This is a genomic window from Salinivibrio kushneri (assembly GCF_027286325.1).
GTDB classification, from domain to species: Bacteria; Pseudomonadota; Gammaproteobacteria; order Enterobacterales; family Vibrionaceae; genus Salinivibrio; species Salinivibrio kushneri_A.
The window spans coordinates 2721200-2740175 of sequence record NZ_CP114588.1; the positions used below are offsets into that span (position 1 = coordinate 2721200).

General features: G+C 51.2%; 14 protein-coding genes and 3 tRNA genes. 7 read left to right on the forward strand and 10 right to left on the reverse strand.

Annotated elements, in window-relative coordinates; all coding sequences use genetic code 11:
• Positions 1-6: 6 nt before the first annotated feature.
• Positions 7-2592 carry a class I adenylate cyclase gene (locus N8M53_RS12505; RefSeq protein WP_269579007.1) on the reverse strand — a complete coding sequence of 862 codons (2586 nt, stop codon included), beginning with the start codon at positions 2590-2592 and terminating at the stop codon, positions 7-9.
• 389 nt (positions 2593-2981) lie between these two features.
• Between N8M53_RS12505 and hemC the strand changes: the two genes are divergently transcribed.
• The 4 genes from hemC to N8M53_RS12525 are packed head-to-tail and all read left to right on the forward strand — an operon-like array spanning position 2982 to position 7012.
• Positions 2982-3917, forward strand: a complete 936-nt coding sequence (gene hemC / locus N8M53_RS12510; protein ID WP_269580048.1) for a hydroxymethylbilane synthase — start codon at positions 2982-2984, stop codon at positions 3915-3917.
• The gene (locus N8M53_RS12515) at positions 3914-4678 is read left to right on the forward strand and encodes a uroporphyrinogen-III synthase (RefSeq protein ID WP_269579008.1); all 765 of its coding nucleotides are present in this window, start codon (positions 3914-3916) and stop codon (positions 4676-4678) included. Before hemC ends, N8M53_RS12515 begins: the two co-directional genes overlap by 4 nt.
• Positions 4671-5801: a uroporphyrinogen-III C-methyltransferase gene (locus N8M53_RS12520; protein ID WP_269579009.1), complete on the forward strand. Its 1131-nt coding sequence runs from the start codon at positions 4671-4673 to the stop codon at positions 5799-5801. The genes N8M53_RS12515 and N8M53_RS12520 overlap by 8 nt, the downstream gene beginning before the upstream one ends.
• Positions 5798-7012, forward strand: coding sequence for a heme biosynthesis HemY N-terminal domain-containing protein (locus N8M53_RS12525; protein WP_269579010.1), 1215 nt, complete (start codon positions 5798-5800; stop codon positions 7010-7012). The genes N8M53_RS12520 and N8M53_RS12525 overlap by 4 nt, the downstream gene beginning before the upstream one ends.
• Before the next feature lie 71 nt (positions 7013-7083).
• Here the strand turns inward: N8M53_RS12525 and N8M53_RS12530 are convergent, their stop codons facing one another.
• The 8 genes from N8M53_RS12530 to N8M53_RS12565 all read right to left on the reverse strand — a co-directional run bounded on the left by N8M53_RS12530 (position 7084) and on the right by N8M53_RS12565 (position 14289).
• On the reverse strand, positions 7084-7881 hold the full coding sequence (locus N8M53_RS12530; RefSeq protein WP_269579011.1) for a hypothetical protein: 798 nt from the start codon (positions 7879-7881) through the stop codon (positions 7084-7086).
• A gap of 122 nt (positions 7882-8003) precedes the next feature.
• On the reverse strand, positions 8004-8942 hold the full coding sequence (locus N8M53_RS12535; protein ID WP_269579012.1) for an ABC transporter permease: 939 nt from the start codon (positions 8940-8942) through the stop codon (positions 8004-8006).
• Positions 8943-8945: 3 nt separating this feature from the next.
• On the reverse strand, positions 8946-9923 hold the full coding sequence (locus N8M53_RS12540; RefSeq protein WP_077773159.1) for an ABC transporter permease: 978 nt from the start codon (positions 9921-9923) through the stop codon (positions 8946-8948).
• Positions 9924-9984: 61 nt separating this feature from the next.
• Complete coding sequence (locus N8M53_RS12545; protein ID WP_077773158.1) at positions 9985-11538, reverse strand: ABC transporter substrate-binding protein; 1554 nt, start codon at positions 11536-11538, stop codon at positions 9985-9987.
• An 88-nt stretch (positions 11539-11626) separates the two neighbouring features.
• Positions 11627-13345 carry an ABC transporter ATP-binding protein gene (locus N8M53_RS12550; protein WP_269579013.1) on the reverse strand — a complete coding sequence of 573 codons (1719 nt, stop codon included), beginning with the start codon at positions 13343-13345 and terminating at the stop codon, positions 11627-11629.
• Positions 13346-13999: 654 nt separating this feature from the next.
• A tRNA-Pro gene (locus N8M53_RS12555) sits at positions 14000-14076 on the reverse strand.
• Positions 14077-14101: 25 nt separating this feature from the next.
• Positions 14102-14177, reverse strand: a tRNA-His gene (locus N8M53_RS12560).
• A 35-nt stretch (positions 14178-14212) separates the two neighbouring features.
• A tRNA-Arg gene (locus N8M53_RS12565) sits at positions 14213-14289 on the reverse strand.
• A gap of 356 nt (positions 14290-14645) precedes the next feature.
• On the opposite strand from N8M53_RS12565, the gene N8M53_RS12570 reads away from it, so the two are divergent.
• Positions 14646-15047, forward strand: coding sequence for a cytochrome c5 family protein (locus N8M53_RS12570; RefSeq protein WP_316243047.1), 402 nt, complete (start codon positions 14646-14648; stop codon positions 15045-15047).
• 47 nt (positions 15048-15094) lie between these two features.
• Here the strand turns inward: N8M53_RS12570 and rep are convergent, their stop codons facing one another.
• Complete coding sequence (gene rep, locus N8M53_RS12575; protein WP_269579014.1) at positions 15095-17116, reverse strand: DNA helicase Rep; 2022 nt, start codon at positions 17114-17116, stop codon at positions 15095-15097.
• Positions 17117-17284: 168 nt separating this feature from the next.
• On the opposite strand from rep, the gene N8M53_RS12580 reads away from it, so the two are divergent.
• Positions 17285-17845, forward strand: a complete 561-nt coding sequence (locus N8M53_RS12580; protein ID WP_269579015.1) for a TetR/AcrR family transcriptional regulator — start codon at positions 17285-17287, stop codon at positions 17843-17845.
• A gap of 21 nt (positions 17846-17866) precedes the next feature.
• Complete coding sequence (locus N8M53_RS12585; RefSeq protein WP_269579016.1) at positions 17867-18973, forward strand: efflux RND transporter periplasmic adaptor subunit; 1107 nt, start codon at positions 17867-17869, stop codon at positions 18971-18973.
• The last annotated feature ends 3 nt before the right edge of the window (positions 18974-18976 follow it).

Sequence of the window (18976 nt, forward strand, 5' to 3'; positions counted from 1 at the left end):
TCATGTTTATTTAAATGAAGCGACTTGTCCGGCAAACCCACCCTGAGACGGTGGCCGTGGCGGCTGCATCTGGCCATCACACTTAAAGGGCAGCGCATGTGTGTCGCCACCATCATCGGTAACGATTTGATAAAACTGTGGCAAGTTAAAGTTGATAAAGTTAGCACTGTAACTATAGCGGTCGTGTGAGGAGGTATAGAAGCGGTTCACGCCCTGTACCATCTCGGTTTTATCACCGCTACACTGGCGATACACTTCCACCCGGTTGTTCTCATCAAGAATGTACAGGTTGTAGCCGTTGGTACAATCTTCAAAGAAAAACTGTACTAAGCCCTCGCTGGCATACGCATCCACGACTTCCGGCGGATGCACATCCTGCGGATTATCCACCACCATCACTGGCGTGCCGTTTACCTTGTTGGTGGAAATACAGCGATAAAAATCGACTGAGTTTTCTAACCGCTGTACTGATACGCCACGACGTTCGAAAAACAAACCATGGGTTTGCTTGCCAATTCGCAACGCCTTAAAGCGGCGGCGTTTTTCTTTCTCAACCGGTTTAAGACGTAGCTCAATACATTCTGCGACCAATTGGTAAACCAGGTTACGAATTAAACCACGCATTTTGCTGGAATAGCAGAATACATCCACTGACTCAGGCGGCACCGCATCTTGGTGCATTTTACCCAACATGGTTTTTAGCGCTTCCAAAATGGCATCGTCGCCGCGGTAATTGAGTGTGCGCACTTCGTTCCATGAGTTGCGGTAAACGAGGTCAACACTCCCCACCAAGCAGGTTTGTTCAGGGCCATAACTGAATATGTCGCTATTTTTAAAATCAAAGCGCATCGACGGCTTTTTGTACGCTGATGTTGGATCGTGCTCCAAGTTGACAAACAAAGCGAGCTGACGGATTTCGCATGGGCTCGACAACGCATCCAGCGTTGGACGTGGAGGATTGAGCGAGAAGGTATTACGAATATCACTGACCAGCTGATACAGGGTATCAATATCAACGTCGGCATCGCGCACCACGGTATCCAAGCGGGTTGACTCAGTCAGCAGCCCATTAAAAAACGCCCAGGCGACCAGTTTGGATAAGTAACTGTTATGCTCCAGTGGGGCGCGACCGATGATGTCCGCTGGTGCTAGTGAATGCTTATACAAATACCATCCCGGCGCATTGGTACGCCCTTCTGGCACTTGAATAAAGGTGAGATCCGGCTCGTGGAGATCCGGTGAAATCTGTGGATTCAACAGAGTGACCTTACCCGGCAATTCCTCGAACGCCGCGTACAGTTTTCGGGCCAGAATACTGATGTCTTGTGGACTGATCGCCGAGGTGATGTCATTGCGACGGGCAAAGCGGATCAGGTTACGATAGCTTTGCATCAAGGCATCAAGCAACTCATTGTGCGCGTACTGCACTTCCTCGACTTTCCAATGGCGACGGTTGTCGAGGTAAGCCAATGCTTGTTCATCCCAGCCCCATTCACGCGCCAACAGGCGCAACACTTCGCGGCGCCAGGCGACCGAGCCAGTCGCAGGGGACTGCGTTAATTTCTCATGGGTTTTAAGATAAAAACAACGACGAACCAAATCTAAGCGGCGGGTGTCACCAATTGACTCCAAATAGCGGGTGACTTTTTCCAGCATCAGATAATAGGCGTCAGATTGATACACATCGACCCAACCGGCGTAAAAACGGCGTTTACCATCGACGCTGAGCAGCTGGGTGCCAGGATACTGCCACGAGTAAGCTTCAAGCAAAATCGCTTTGAGTACCGACTTATACGGTGAATCTATGCTTTTATACAGCTGCCACAAACTCGAGCCAAAGTACTCTTCGGCCGGGATGGTCGGCAAGCCGCCAAAATCAACCCAATCACGACGGTCAAGGCCATGTTCGGCCACCAACGTATCAACATATTCCTCGTAGCAGCCTTCCATTTCTGGCGGCACCATGTACCACAACAGTTTTTGTCCAGCGAGTCGCATCGAAGAGCGGTAGAACTCATCAAGCAGTAGGAAGTGCTGACTGGTACCACAGTTATCACTGGTCATTGCTTGGCTGAGATGGTGACGAAAACGTCCCTCACAGACCACAAAAAAGTTGGCTTCGATCCCTTGGTTTAAGGCCCACTCAGAGATTGCCATGCACTTGGCATCGAGCTTATCGCGCTGCGCCGCTGTCACTGACGCATCGATACAGACCCAAATATCTAGATCACTGGTAAGGCTTTGCCCCATCGAGCCGGTACTGCCCATGGTATACATGCCTTTGATCGGATGGCGCTCACGGCCTTCCACGCAGGCAGTTAAAGAGGAGAAGCGGGTGTTCGAGTGGATCAGGCAATCAGAGACAAACTCACGTTGTGTCTCATCGAGCTCGTAGTCAGCAATGCCGAAAGGCACGCTGTCGCCACAAAACCCGGGCAATGCGGGGTGATTAAGATGTAAAAGCACTGGCAGCACATCAAAGATGGCTTGAGCTTGACGGCTCATCGCGGACCGCGCGCGATCCATTCTCACGCGGTTAAACGCTTCTATGCGCTCAGTTTGCTGTTCTACGTATGTTTGCAAGGCAATCATCCAGATTCGTTGACATCCCGGTCAACAGGTCGACGTTACTGTCTTCACCGTATCCGCCCAATTGCAGATAACAAAACGTGATCAATGTAACACTCTCGACAACTCGGGTAAAGCCAATAACCCCGATGCCTGTGTGGTGGTATCAAAGTCGCACTATAGGTGCTTTTTGAGACCAATATCAACTTTTTCGCTCTACTACCTTAGTCGTATGTCAGCCATATTGCCGCGTTCAGATCTCATTATTTGCGCAAATATTACGCTATCGATCACATTTTTTCACCTATATGACCATAACGCCGTCATAAATCACCAAACCATATGGCAGAGATTACGAGTCGCCCAGCGCCAATGTTACGATGGGCGCTATGAACCAAGAAGGAAAACAAACCATGTACTCAACGCCTGTACGCATTGCCACGCGCAAAAGCCCTTTGGCTCTCTGGCAAGCTGAATTTGTTAAAGACGCATTAGAGCGCGCTCACCCGGGGCTAACGGTTGAACTGGTGCCGATGGTCACGAAAGGTGACGTTATTCTGGACACGCCTTTGGCGAAAATCGGTGGTAAAGGCTTGTTTATAAAAGAACTTGAACAAGCGATGCTCGACGGCCGCGCAGACATTGCCGTGCACTCAATGAAAGATGTCCCGGTTGAATTCCCCGAAGGGTTAGGGCTGGTCACCATCTGTGAACGCGGCGACCCACGAGATGCGTTTGTCTCAAACCATTACCAAAGCATTGACGATTTACCTAAAGGGGCCGTCGTCGGCACATCCAGCCTGCGTCGTGAATGCCAGTTACGCGAGCGCCGGCCTGATTTGGTCATTAACACATTACGGGGCAATGTCGGCACGCGCCTTGGCAAACTCGACGACGGTCAGTACGACGCCATTGTCCTCGCTGCCGCCGGCTTAAAACGATTAGGCTTGAATGAGCGGATCCGTAGCGAAATCCCTCCAGAAGTCATTCTACCCGCAGTCGGACAAGGTGCCGTGGGGATTGAGTGCCGATTGGATGATGAGCGCATTCGCACCTTGCTCGCGCCTCTGTCTGATGCCAGCACCACCGAACGCGTATTGTGTGAACGCGCAATGAATAACCGTCTCGAAGGCGGCTGTCAGGTGCCCATCGGCAGCTATTCAGAAATTCAAGGCGATAAAATCTGGCTACGTGCGTTAGTCGGCGAACCCGACGGTTCGACCATTTTGCGCGCCGAAGTCACGGGCCCGCTTGAAAAAGGCGAACAGCTCGGCACCGATCTCGCAGAGCAACTTCTCGCCCAAGGCGCGCGGCAAATTCTGGATAAACTTTACCAAGACGACGCATGACCATTGTTGTTGTTCGTCCCGAACCAGACTGCAGTCAGTTAGTCGATCAGCTGGCACAGCAAGGGCTGTCCGCGATCCCCTGTCCACTGTTAAGTTTTGCGCCGGGGCGAGACTTGACCACCCTCGCGACTTTGCTCCCCTCCCTGCCCACCGGCAGTGTCGTGGTCGCCGTGAGCCCACGGGCCGTCGCATTCGCCCATCACGCCTTACAGCAAAAAGGCGTGTCATGGCCAAACAATATCGGCTATGTCGCGGTGGGGCAGCGTACGGCGAGCGAGTGGCGCGCGGTGTCAAAGCAGTCAGTACAGTTTCCGCACCGTGAAGACAGCGAGGGCATGCTCTCGCTCTCTCTTTTCTCTAACGTGACCGACGCGCAAGTAGTGATCCTGCGCGGAGAAAGCGGACGCGATATGATGGGGCAAACGTTGCAGGCGCGAGGCGCACAAGTTCACTATTGCGAGACCTATCGGCGACAATGGGCCATTGAGCCTTTAGTATCGCAAGTAGTAAGCTGGCCTAAATACACGATAACGACAGTCGTGGTCACCAGTGGCCAACAATTAGCCTACTTTGATCAACTTATCACACTGAGCGAACAGCACTGGCTGCGCCAATGCCGTATACTGGTGCCCAGTAAAAGGATTCAAGATCAAGCCACTGCGCTGGGTTTTGACACGATTACGACCGTTGACAGCGTGGCCAATGATGCACTGGTCAACACGCTGCTCAGGTTAAGTAAAACGGGACTTTCGGATGACTGACAACAAAAATACCGACACCAAACAACGCCAGGCCAACACGCCATCTTCACCCAAGGCCCATGCCACAGATGCGCCAGCGCCTGAAAAAGCCAGCAAAACCTCATCGGGGGGACGTGGTGGCATACTACTTGGCGCTATCGCCATCGCCTTGGCCCTCGGCTCCAGTGGCTGGGTGTTTTACCATGGTCACCAGCAAGCGACCGTGCTACAAAACACCGTCGCCGCGCAACAATCGCACATTTCACGCCTTGAGCAAGACCTTAACCAACAACAACAAGCCGCAGAAAAAGCGCGTGAACAACTGAAAGACACCACCCAAACACGCTTGAACCAACAAGACAGTAGTCTCGCCAGCTTGCAAAAAGCCGTGGCGGAAGTGAAAGGTCGACGCCCTAACGACTGGTTATTGGCTGAAGCCGATTACCTGATCCGGATGGCAGGACGTAAAATTTGGCTTGAACACGATGCCCAAAGCGCTACCGCCCTGATGGAAGCAGCCGACCATCGCATTGCTCAGCTTAACGATCCGTCCTTAATGCCTATTCGTCAGGCAATGGCTGACGATATCACCGCATTAAAAGCCGTGAAGCGCGTCGATAGAGATGGGATTGTCTTGCGCTTAACCAGCATGCAGCAACGGGTTGAAAATCTCCCGCTTGCCAGCGCCGTGATCCCAGAAGCTGAAGAAGTGGAAAAACCCGTGGTGTCCGAGTCCGTCAATGACTGGAAGCATAACCTCACCACGTCGGTTACCGACTTTGTCGACAACTTTATTACTTACCGAAAACGCGACGGTAACGTAGTACCGCTGTTATCACCCACCCAAAGTTATTACCTACAAGAAAACCTCAAGAACAAACTCGATCAAGCGATGCGTGCGGTCTATCAAGGAAACGATGCCTTGTATCATGAGGCGCTAGGCATGGCCAAAGACTGGGCACTGCGTTTTTATAATCAAGACGCCAATGCCACACGCCGCTTTGTTGAGCAACTTGACGATTTAAACCAACAAGCCATCGGCGTCGATATGCCGCAAAAGCTAAAAAGCCAATCGCTGGTCAGTGATGAAATCGACACCCGACTGCGCCGAGACATTGCACCGCTGACAGGAGGCCAATCATGATCAGATTGCTGTTACTTGTCCTCGTGTTGGCGGCCGGGTTAGTCGTGGGCCCGCAACTGGCCGGGCAACAAGGTTATGTACTGATCTCCGCTGCCGAGCAGACACTGGAGATGAGTGTCACTACCTTGCTAGTGCTGATTGGCATTTTAATTGCCGCCCTCTGGGTGCTTGAATGGTTACTGAGAAAGCTGCTATCCATTAGTAGCACCGCAACAGGCTGGCTCTCTGGGCGCAAACAACGTAAAGCGCGCCAACAAACCCAAACCGGCTTAATGAAGTTACGTGAAGGGGAGTGGAAAAAAGCCGAAAAGCTTCTCGCCAAAGCGCGCGCGCACAGTGATGCACCGATGCACAACCTATTGGCGGCCGCTGAGGCGGCACAACAACGACAAAACCTGCAGGCTCGCGACCAATACCTGCAGCAAGCCGCTGATCTGAATGCCAATAGCTTGGCCCTTGCCCTGACCCGTGCCCAACTCCATAGCCAAAGCGGTCAGCACGAAGAAGCCCTCGCCTCCTTGCGTGCGATTAAACGCCAGCACCCGCGTAACCCGGTGATGTTGTCGCTACTTAAAGAAACCTATATCCAACTGGAAGATTGGTCAGCGCTTCTTAACCTGCTACCCACGTTGAAAAAGACCCAGTTACTCGATAGCGACCAGTTTAATGCCCTGCACGAGCGTGCCGAGCTGGGCGTGATGGCGCATGTTGCCAGCCAACAAGGAACAGAGGGGCTGCTAGCGCATTGGAACCAATTACCAAAAGCCAAACGCAACCAGCCTTCGTTATTAGCTGGGTTAGTCAAGCATCTGGCAGCACGTAATGCAGACTCAGAAGCCTATATTCTGCTGCGTGAGGCATTGAAAAAGCGCACTGACGATCGCTTGATTGCGCTGATCCCAACCCTGAACCTGCCTGATAGCTACCCTGCTGTGGTGATGCTGGAAGAGTTGCTCACGCAAGATAATCGTAACCCAGTGCTTCACAGCGCATTGGGGCAGTTACTGATGCAAGCCGGAAAGTGGCAAGACGCGCGTAGTCACTTTGAAAAAGCACTGGAGTACCGTGCCGACGTCACCGACTATGCGTATTTGGCGGATGTGTTGGATAAGCTTGATCAAGGTAAAGCGGCCAGTGATGTCTCACGTACTGCACTGAAGTTAGCACTCCCCGAGCAGCCTTCCGCCGCATCACTGTCAAGCGGCAAATAGCGGCCCGCTGGCAGCGCGAAACAGCCAAGAAAAACGCCCCGCATGGCGGGGCGTTATGTTTTCCGTTCCTCTTACCGCTTTTTACACAGCACATTAAGCGCCGCATCGGCGTTACGTGTCACCACTTTACCACTTCGAGCATCTACCCCCTTGGCGCCTTGCACCCAGTACGGTAAGCGCATGGGGAGCTGGTCAGTCGCTTTTGCCACTTGCACTAACTCCTGCTGGGAGGCCAACACCATCCCTTCACGTTGACATCGGGGCGCCGCCTGCGCATAAGGGACACGCAACCAACTCATGGATTTTTCGGTATATTGCTTATCGCCAGCTTCTGGCTCTGGTAAACCAAAATGGCTCAAGGTGATCGCTGTCTCCATCGACGTCGGCTTCTCGCCATTGTGCGAAGGCGATGTCGTTTGTGATAGCGGTGGTAAGCGGATCACGGCCGGTTGCGACAAAGGCTGACGGGTTTGTCTTAACACCGCCTGCTTGGTGGGACCAAATTGACGAACCCGCTTTAGCACCAACAGGGCCACGTCCAAGTTAGGGTAAGGACCAATCAAGCAGCGCCCTCGACCTTCTCGCACCTGTACTTGAAACGGTAAGTCCGGCAAGCCTTGGCGCAGAGACTGATAAAATTGACGCGGCGGCACACCTTGCGTAGCGCCGCATTGCACCCAGAACGCTGCACTTTTGGGATCAGGAGCTTGGTTGCCCCACAGACCTTGTCCGATATCACATGTCTCGCCAATGATTGGCCAGCCTTGCTGGCGGTCAACTATGGCGCAAGGGCTCTGTTCTGCGCGCACTGGCGCACTGATTGCCCACATTGCTACCACACTGACAGCCAAACCTCGCCACCGCCCCATGAGTCGCTCCCTTGATAATCTAATCTGCTCAGCTTAAGCAAAGAGACACATCGACTCAAGCCACTGATCACCAAGCTGTCAGACAGCCATCAAAAAAATGGCTGCATTCGCAGCCATTTTTCTTACCCTTTGTAGATTTTGGGGTTGAAGACATCTCGCAACCAATCGCCGAGCAAGTTGATCACCAGTACCAGTAAAACCAACACGATGCCAGGGAAAGCAGTGATCCACCATGCCCCTGAGAAGATGTAGTTAAAACCGATGCTGATCAATGAGCCCAGTGATGGCTGATCGACAGGCATCCCCAGTCCTAGGAAAGACAGTGCCGCTTCCGACATGATTGCGTTAGCCACCTGCACGGTCGAAATGACCAAAATGGGCGATAAGCAATTGGGAAGAATATGGCGGAACATGATCCGTGGCGAGCGGAAACCCATCACCCGCGCCGCTTCTACATATTCCTTTTTCTTTTCTGCCAGGACAGAGGCACGAATGGTTCGCGCATACTGTGGCCACTCGGCAATCCCGATAATCACCACCAGCATTAAGATGGCATATTGGCTGTAAAACTCACTGCCAAAGCTGGCCTTAAAAATCGCTGAAACAATAATGGCGACCATCATGGTCGAGAAAGACAGCTGAATATCGGCGATACGCATAAAGAAGCTATCAATGCGGCCACCAAAATACCCGGCACTTAATCCAATCACTGTCCCCAGAATCAACTGTAGGCCGACGGCACACAAACCTATGGTCAAAGAGATCCGCAGACCATAAATAATAGTCGACAAGATATCTCGCCCTTGGTTATCGGTACCGAGCAAAAAGCGCGGATCGCTCCACTCCATCCAGACGGGCGGGAGCTCAGAGTCCATGATATCAATCGCCATTAAATCATAGGGATTGGTCGGGGACACTAAGGGCGCAAAGAGCGCCAGCAATAAGAACACCATAAAAATGGTGAAGCTTGTGATCGCCACTTTATCGCGCTTGAAGTGATAAAAGAAATCCGAGTCTAAGAAGCGCTGCCAGCGACTTGGTGTCGTATTCGTTTGTGTCATCGCTTACGCCTCCTTGCCGGTTAAGTTAACCGTTGGGTTAATCAAGCCATAAAGCAGATCAACAATGGTATTGGTCACCACAAAGATAAGCCCAACGAAAATCACGTAAGCGGTAATCAACGGTGTATCTACACGGTTAATCGCTTCAAGGAACAAAAAGCCCGTCCCCGGCCATTGGAAGACAGTCTCGGTCAAAATGGTATACGCAATCATAGTACCGATTTGCACCCCGCCAACCGTTACCACCGGCAGCATGGTGTTTTTCAACGCGTGTTGATAATAAACTTTGTTTTCGGGTAACCCTTTAGCACGTGCAAATTTCACATACTCGGTACCTAACGCTTCTAGCATTTCAGAGCGCACCAAGCGAATAAACAAAGGCAACATGATGGACGCCAGTGACACCGAAGGCAGCACCAAGTGTGCTAAACCATCCAGGGTGAAAAAGCCGGACTCCCAACCGAGCCAATTGGCGGTCTCTCCGCGTCCATAAGAAGGCAACCAGCCTAATTCAATCGAGAACACATACATGAGCATGATCGCGGTTAAGAAGACAGGTATCGAAATACCCACGATGCTAAAGCCCATGATTATCTTGGTGAGAATGCTATTGGGGTGAATCGCCGAGTACACCCCGAGTGGTATCGACACCACGACAATGATCAGTGCCGCCCCCGCCACGAGTTCTAGCGTTGCCACCAATTTATCTAAAATGACGTCCACCACTGGACGCTTAAAGAAATACGAATTGCCTAAATCCCCTTGTAGGGCCTTGCCTACAAAGCGGGTATATTTGGTTAAGAAGGGATCGTTAAGCCCCATTTCATCACGCAGCGCATCACGCTCTGCTTCTGATACTGATTGCCCCACCAGCTCCCGCAAGGGGTCGCCGAGGTTGTCTTGGATAGCAAACGCCACCAGACTGATGACAAACATCACAATCAGTGCCTGTACCAGACGTTTGACTAAAAACGTTACCATGTGTGCCTCTAAGCGATTGGATAATCAGGGGCCCCAGTGGTTGGGGCCCTGTTTTAGTCCATTACTCGACCACTAGATCGCCGAAGTAAGGGAAGTTCATACCGTTAACGATCGGCTCGATGTTAACGTTATTTTTGGCTGCCCATGATGGGTCTTGCCAATGCAGGGGTAAGAAGGCTGCTTCGTCATACAGGATCTTCTCAACCTTTTGCAGCATGGCACTACGCTTTTCCAGATCCGTCTCTGAGTTGGCTTCCATCACCAGCTTGTCCACTTCGCTGTTCGAGTAGTGACCACAGTTGTATTGGCCCTTACCGGTGTCCGCATCACGGGTCATGGTGAGGAATTCAGTGAAGTTGGCAGAATCTTCTGTATCTGGGTGCCAACCGATCATCTGCATGCCGGCTTCGCACTTATCGAACTCAGGCCAGTACTGCGCTTTTGGCATGGTTTGCAAATCAACCTTAATACCAATTTTCGCCATCATTGCCGCCACCGCTTGTGCGATTTTTTCATCGTTTACGTAACGGTTGTTCGGCGCAATCATGGTGATTGAGAAACCATCAGGGTAACCGGCCTCTTCCATCAGCTTTTTCGCTTTCGCCAAGTCATAACGCGGCTCTAAATCTGCGTTATAGCCTGCGTAACCAACCGGGCTTTGCTGACTCGCGGGCGTGGCCGCCCCTTTCATGATCTTCTGCGCAATACCTTCATTGTTGACCGCATAAGCCACCGCTTGACGGACGCGCGGGTCTTTAAACTCATCCACCACACTCTGGTTCATTTGGAAGGTGATCACACGCGTCCCTGGCATGGTGACCAGTTGCAGCTCGTCGGCACGTTCGATACGGCGATAATCATTTGGCGAGACAGGGGCAATCATATCGACGTCACCAGACAGCAGCGCTGCGACACGGGTGGCATCTTCTTTGATCGGACGCAGTGTGATGTTATCCACATTGCCTTCGCTGTCTTTGTCCCAGTAATTCTCATTACGGTCAAACTCGACCACCACGCCTTGTTCACGCTCGTCGACCACATAAGGGCCTGTGCCTGATAGGTGTGTTGACGCATAGGTTGAGCCATTTTTCTTCAGCTCAGACTTATCACGACCGTCTTCTGTTTTACCACTGTAGAACTTGCTGTCCATCGGGAACACGTAGGTCATGACGTTTTCTACCAGCGGGTAGGTACCGTCTGTGACCACATCAACGGTGTGCTCGTCGACTTTTTTGATATCAACGATGGGGGTGAAAATCCCTTTAAAATCGGGTGATGACTTCAAACGGTCAAAGGTCCAGACAACATCATCAGCAGTAAACGCGTTACCAGAATGGAACGTCACGCCTTCGCGAAGGTTAAAACGTACGGTTTCATTGTCGATACGCTCCCAAGACGTGGCGAGACGCGGCTCAAAGTCCATTTCTTGGGTAAAACGGACCAAGGGGTCGAAGACCATATGTGATAGCTGTAGCGTACCACCGGAAAGCTGCTCATGAGGGTCCAGTGATACCGGATCCGCATCATACGCGACGGTGATATCCGCAGCCGCGGCACTAAAGCTCAGGCCGGCGGCCATAAGCGCCACGGCAATCTTGCTCTTCATTGTTTTCATTGCATAGCTCCTTTATGCGTAGGGGTTGCCCCCTGCTGTGTTTGCATCATGGATGAGGTGCGGCGCATTGCCGCGTCGACATAGCGTGCTATGCCGGTTGCAAACCTTCCGTGCTCATTCCCTTAAACTCTGGCATCAATGAGATAAGCTGACGGCTATATTCGTGTTGTGGGTTAGTAAACAGTTGCTCTGTCGGTGCCACTTCTAACAGCTGGCCTTTGCGCATCACACCAATGCGGTCACACATTTGTCGAATCACCGGCAGATCGTGACTGATAAACAACATGGTGAGATTGAGCTCGTCCTGCAGATCTTTAAGCAGGTTCAAAATCTGCGCTTGTACCGACACATCCAACGCAGATGTCGGCTCATCGCAAATTAGCAAGCGCGGGCGCGTCGCCAGTGCGCGAGCAATCGAAATGCGCTGACGTTGTCCCCCAGAGAACTCGTGCGGGTATTTAATCCCTGCCCCGCGGCCTAAACCCACGTGGTCGAGCAAATCACCGACGATTTGGCGGATTTGTGACTCACCTTCGGCTAAACGGTGAAAGCGAATAGGCTCAGCGATAATGTCATAGATTTTCATCCGCGGGTTCATGGACGAATACGGGTTTTGAAACACCATCTGCATCTGGCGACGGATTGGGCGCCGGGCGCGTTCGCTTTTAATCGCGGTCAGATCAATGTCTTCAAAAATGATTTGCCCCGTATTGGGCGGATAAAGGCCGGTGATTGCCCGTGCGATGGTCGATTTTCCTGAGCCTGACTCTCCGACAAGACCAAAGGTTTCCCCTTCAACCACGTCAAAGCTCACATGATCAGAGGCTTGGACGTATTCGCGGCGGCTGGCAAATAAGGAATCTTTGGTAATAAAGCGCAAAGACACATCTTTCACCTGCAGCAATGGCCCACTGTAAGCACGCTGATCTTGGCTTTGCCCCAGCCAATGGTTTTTGACATCAAGCTCTAAGGTTTCACCCGCTTCTTCGATGTAATTGACCAGCGGAAAGCGGTCTAACTTGATGTCAGAGCGTGGCACTGCTGAAATAAGGCTTTGCGTATAGGGGTGTTGAGGCTCACCTAACACTTGCTGGGTGGTGCCCAACTCAACCAAATCACCACGATACATCACAGCAACACGGTCGGTCACGTTGGCGACCACGCCCATATCATGGGTGACCAGCATACAGCCCACGTTTTTCTTTTGGCATAAGTCGCGGATCAGGGTGAGAATCTGGTCTTGGATAGACACATCCAACGCCGTGGTCGGCTCATCAGCAATGATTAAATCTGGCTCCCCAGCCAGTGCAACCGCGATCACCACGCGCTGACGCATCCCGCCAGAAAACTGGTGAGGGTACTGCTTGATGCGCAGCTCTGGCTCCGGGATCCCCACCTGCTCCATTAAATTAAGCGCGCGCTGATAAGCCTGTTGCTGCGTGACATTCAAATTCGTCAAAATGGTTTCGGTCAGCTGTTGCTCGACCGTAAACAGCGGGTTCAGGGAGGTCATCGGGTCTTGAAAGATAAACCCGATTTTGTCGCCACGCACTTTGCGCATTTCATTAGGGCTAAGGCCGGAGATTTTTTTACCATCAAGGTACACATCGCCACTGGCAATACGCCCTGGCGGACTGAGCAAATCAATCACGGCATTACCCACCGTTGACTTACCGGCTCCAGACTCACCCACCACGCCAACAATCTCACCGCGCTCAATCGTTAATGACAACGACGTCACGGCAGCATGAACGCCATGGCGAGACGGATACTCAATTCGTAGGTTATTTACTTCTAGCAGTGACATTTTTCATCCTTGATATCGTCCTAGATGACGATCGACTTCCTGACCAAAACAAGGTGATATGATCTTGCCTCGGAGAGATGCGGATTTAATCTGGCAAACATTTCACAAAAAATCAACATCACAGCAGAAAATGCCATAATGACACAGTCGGCTCGAATATTCATTCACTTGGCTACGATTGCGCACCCAAGTGTCAAACAAAAAATACACTTCATATCATAAAGATATAAGGTATTACGCTTTCCCCTGTTTTAAAGCAAATCGCGCATAGAATAAAGCAAAGTTATTTAACAGCGCGTGAACAATGATAGCGATAAACTCCAAAAAAATAGCAATTAACAACCTAAATAATTAGTTAGTCATTTGAATGCAGGTTTTTAAACCACTCATCAACAGGTATAGCAGTCACATCAAAAGGTGTGGTTTTTATTGCTAATTGGTGACTTTTTATCTATCAGAATCTTGATAGAGCTCTAATTTCTGCATTTTATCCTCTCTCAACGTCGCCACGTAGAGAAAAGACTCACCAACACGTACTCGGCAAAGCGATATAAAACCGCCCGACAGTAGTGACAATTTGAGGGGGAGAGAAATGTCCAGAGGGGGGAGGGTGAAACGAAAAAACCCCAGCCGTTAGGCTAGGGTTCGTAATAGTGGTCGGTGAAGAGGGATTCGAACCCCCGACCCTCTGGTCCCAAACCAGATGCGCTACCAAACTGCGCTATTCACCGACATATTCGCTATGAGCGAAAATAATGGGGTGGCTGACGGGACTTGAACCCGCGACAACTGGAATCACAATCCAGGGCTCTACCAACTGAGCTACAGCCACCACTGATTTTTTGCCAATTTCCTTTATCCCCGGAATGGCGCGCCCGACAGGATTTGAACCTGTGACCTTTGGCTTCGGAGGCCAACACTCTATCCAACTGAGCTACGGGCGCTTGCCCCGTTGGCGGTGACGAATATTACGGATATCACCACCAGCCGTCTAGCACTTTTTTTAATTTTTTTACTGACTGGTCTCTTTTTCAACAAATTGCGTAGAAAACGTCAGTAAGGTCTCTACTATAACGGTTTAACGTAACAATCTAAAGCGCTATAATCACCTAATCTTTACACGGAGTTAACCCAGCAACGTTGGCCAATCCGTTAAGACGAGACTGACAGGCCGCAACCGAATCACTCTTTATTGATTCGCCCCCTTAGGTTGACGGCAAATAAGATAAAAAAGGCGTTAAGCCACCAGTAATGTGGGAGTGTCATTGTGAGCGCAAAGGGAAAAAGTCTAGGTCATATTATGGTTGCCACTGTGGCGGCCCTTTTATTTGCTTCTGCTGCGCAAGCACTAGAAGTGTCTGAGCAAGAAAAAGCCGCCATCGCTGAGCGCATTGCCCCGGTTGGTGATGTTTACATTGACGGCGAAGCGCCAACGCAAACCGCCGCCGCAGAGCCAAGTGGCCCACGCAGTGGCGAGCAGGTCTACAACACCTACTGCACTGCCTGTCATGGCACAGGTGCAGCCGGCGCACCCAAAACAGGTGATGCCGCGGCATGGGGACCACGTGTCGATAAAGGCATGGAAACGCTAACCAAGCACGCTATCAACGGCTTTAATGCGATGCCTGCCAAAGGGACCTGCATGGATTGCTCGGACGATGAAATAGTGGCAGCCATTGAGCACATGCTCGACGCCCTCTAATCGCGCCGCTCAATGTCTATGTAACGATAACGCCGCCTTCCGCGGCGTTATTTGTTTTTATCCAGCATGGCCTTTAGGTTAGCGATCGCCGCTTGCCCTTTTTCCATTCGCTCTTCTTGCGATACCGGTTTTTTTTGCGATTCCCATTCGACATCGTCAAATGGCAATTCATCTAAGAAGCGGCTCTGCTGTGGCTTAATCAATTCGCCAAATTGGCGTCGCTCTTTACACACCACGAACGTCAACGCCTTTTGCGCACGCGTCAGCCCGACATAAGCCAAGCGCCGCTCTTCATCGATGTTGTCTTCATCAATGCTCGATTGATGGGGTAATAAACCTTCTTCCATACCAATCAAGTAGACGTAAGGAAACTCAAGTCCTTTAGAGGCATGTAGGGTCATCAACTGGACTTGGTCTGCGTCATCATCATCTTCACCCCGCTCCATCATGTCACGCAGTGTAAGGCGCTGAACCACTTCTCTTAGCGTTCGTTCAACCTGATCGGGGTTGTCACCTTCTAAATCAGCCACAATCCAACTATAAAGCTGTGAGACGTTTTTCATCCGCATTTCGGCGACTTTGGGGCTTGAAGAGCTTTCGTACAGCCACTCCTCGTAGTGAATATCACGCAAAAGCGCTCTAACCGCCGCCACGGTATCGCCTCGTTCGGCTTGATCGGATAATTCCACCACCCAACGGGTAAACGCTTGTAACGACGCCAAACCACGTCCCGATAAATGTTGGCTGAGCCCGAGCTCAAAGCTTGCCGCAAACAAGCTTTTACCTCGCTGGTTGGCATAGCTACCGAGTTTTTCTAACGTCACCGGACCAATCTCACGTCGTGGCGTGTTAACCACCCGCAAGAATGCATTGTCATCATCAGGGTTCGTGAGAAGGCGCAGGTAAGCCATGATGTCCTTGATTTCTGCGCGTGAGAAAAATGAGGTGCCACCGGAGATCTTATAAGGAATGCGGTTTTGCATCAGCGCTTTTTCGATCAAACGTGATTGGTGGTTTCCGCGATAAAGGATGGCGTAATCTTTGTATTGGGTACGTCCCAAAAAGCGATGACCAATCAGCTCGCCGACTACGCGCTCCGCCTCATGCTCTTCATTGTTGGCGGTCAGTACTTTGAGCATGTCGCCATCCGGTAAAGCAGAAAATAAGGTTTTTTCGAATACATGGGGGTTATTGGCAATCAAGATATTCGCGGCACGCAGAATGCGACTGGTTGAGCGGTAGTTTTGCTCCAGTTTCACCACATGCAAACGCGGAAAGTCTTGCTGCAGGTAAACCAGGTTTTTCGGCTGGGCCCCTCGCCATGAGTAAATCGACTGATCGTCATCGCCCACCACGGTAAAGCGCGCGCGCTCACCGACCAGCAGTTTTACCAACTGATATTGACTGGTGTTGGTATCTTGGTATTCATCCACGAGCAGGTAGCGAATGCGCGCTTGCCAGCGCTCACGCACGGCTTGATTCTGGCTAAGCAGCGCCACGGGCATCAAAATCAAGTCATCAAAATCAAGCGCATTGTACGCACGCATTTGTTTTTGGTAGCGCGCATAGCAAGCGGCAAACAGCTGATCCCGTTCGCCTTGCGCTTGAGCAAGGGCTTCATCCGGCCCCAGCATGGCATTTTTCCAGTTGGAAATGGTGTGCACCAGCTGACGCAATAGATCTTTGTCGTTATCCAGCTCTTGTTCGGTCAAGGCTTTTAATAGCGCCAGTTGGTCTTGATCGTCAAATAACGAAAAGCCCGCCTTGAGCCCCAAGGTTTTGTACTCGCGACGAATGATATTCAGCCCTAAGGTATGAAAGGTCGATACCATCAAGCCTCGCGATTCTTGCTTGCCTAGGCTTTGTGCCACTCGCTCTTTCATCTCGCGCGCGGCTTTATTGGTAAACGTGACTGCGGCGACATGACGTGCTTTGTAGCCGCACTGCTGAACCAAATAGGCGATTTTGTGCGTAATGACCCGTGTTTTGCCCGACCCTGCCCCGGCCAAAACCAGGCACGGCCCAGAGATATGTCGAACAGCATCTGATTGCGCGGGGTTAAGTTTCATGGTGACAACACCTCATTAGTGGCTGAATGAGCATTGTAGAGCGAATCTAACTGATGTCTATCTCACCCAAGCTGGAGGTTTTTTTTCTTGCTACTCTTTATGCTTGTCATTTGCACAAAAAGCGCCCTAAAATGAATGAATGTTCATTCATTGCTTGGTGCATTACCTATGGACAAACGTACGCAAATCTTTGCCGCGACCGAGCAATTAATCGCGACGGTCGGGCTCGATAAAGTCTCAATGCAACAAGTGGCGACACAAGCACATGTCGCGGCAGGGACCATTTATCGCTATTTCAAAGACAAGGATGATTTGCTTCGCCAACTGTCTTCACACCTGATGATGCAGTGTGCGACCCATATCCAGCAAGGGGTCAAGGATGAACCGACACTCAAACGTCAGTTTGAACGCTTATGGCGCAATACTTGGACCATGATGCTACAACGCGATCATCTGCTATTGTCTCGAGACCAGTTTGATGCGCTGCCACGGGACGACCAGTTACACGCTCAGCGGGAGCGAGAGGCCTTCTCTGACCTTTATCAAGTCTTTCAAGAAGGTAAGCAACAAGGTGTGCTCAAGTCCCTAGATGATGAGGTGTTAATCACCTTGGGACTCGAACCCGCTTTTTGTTTAGCTCGCAAACAGGTTCGGGGTGTTATAACCCTGGACAGTCATGCTATCGCAGATGCGATCCACGCTTGCTGGGATGCAATTTCTCTTCACTAACGACGTTCGGAGCTTACTTCGATGAAAAAATGGTTTTTCTTTATGGTTATCCTCGCACTGCTGCTGTTTGGCAGTGTGATTGGCTTCAACCTGTTCAAGCAGCAAAAGATTGCAGAGTATATGGCAAACATGCCAGAGCCCACCCACCCAGTCACCGCGGTGACGGTTGAGGCTGAGCCTTGGACACCAACGCTTGACGCCATTGGGTTTGTTGAGCCTAACCAAGGGATCACCTTAACCACCCAAATTGCCGGTGTCGTCGATGTGATTAATTTTGAGTCTGGCCAAACCGTTGAGCGTGGACAAAACCTGGTCGAGCTCGACTCGAGTGTTGAAAAAGCTAATTTAGCCAGCACGCAAGCGCGCCTACCGGCGGCGGAAGCCAAGTTTAAACGCTACCAAGGACTATTTACCAAAGGGTCAATTTCTAAAGAAGCATTGGACGAAGCCGAGGCGAATTATCGCTCGCTACAAGCGGACATCAATGCACTGAAAGCCACCATCGCCCGTCGTAATATCCAAGCCCCCTTCGATGGCGTGATTGGTTTGCGTGATGTTTTCTTAGGTGAATACTTACAACCAGGTACCGATATTGCTCGTTTAGAAGATACCTCGGTGATGAAGCTGCGCTTTACCGTGCCACAAACGGATATCTCCAAAATCCGTCTGAGCCAGCCGTTACGCATTACTGTCGACGCGTATCCTGAAAAGGAATTCATCGGCTCTATCAGTGCCATTGAGCCTGCGGTCAACAGCCAGAGCGGCCTGATTAAAGTGGAAGCCAATATCCCCAACAACGACGGCCAGTTGCGCTCAGGCATGTTTGCCCGTGCCGATATCGTTCTGCCCACCATTGACGAGCAAATCGTGATCGATCAAACCGCGATTAACTTTAATTTGTACGGAGAAAGCGTCTACGTCATCCGCGAAGAAGAAGGGGAAAAGCGCGCTTATCAGCAAGTACTCAAGGTTGGTGAACGTCGTGGCCATCAAGCGCGCATTATCGACGGTCTCGAGCCTGGTGATCAGGTTGTGACCTCTGGCCAAGTGCGATTGAGCAATGGCTCCAAAGTGAAAATCGTCGAAAACGACGCTCTCACACCACCAGAACAATTACCTCAATTGTAAGAC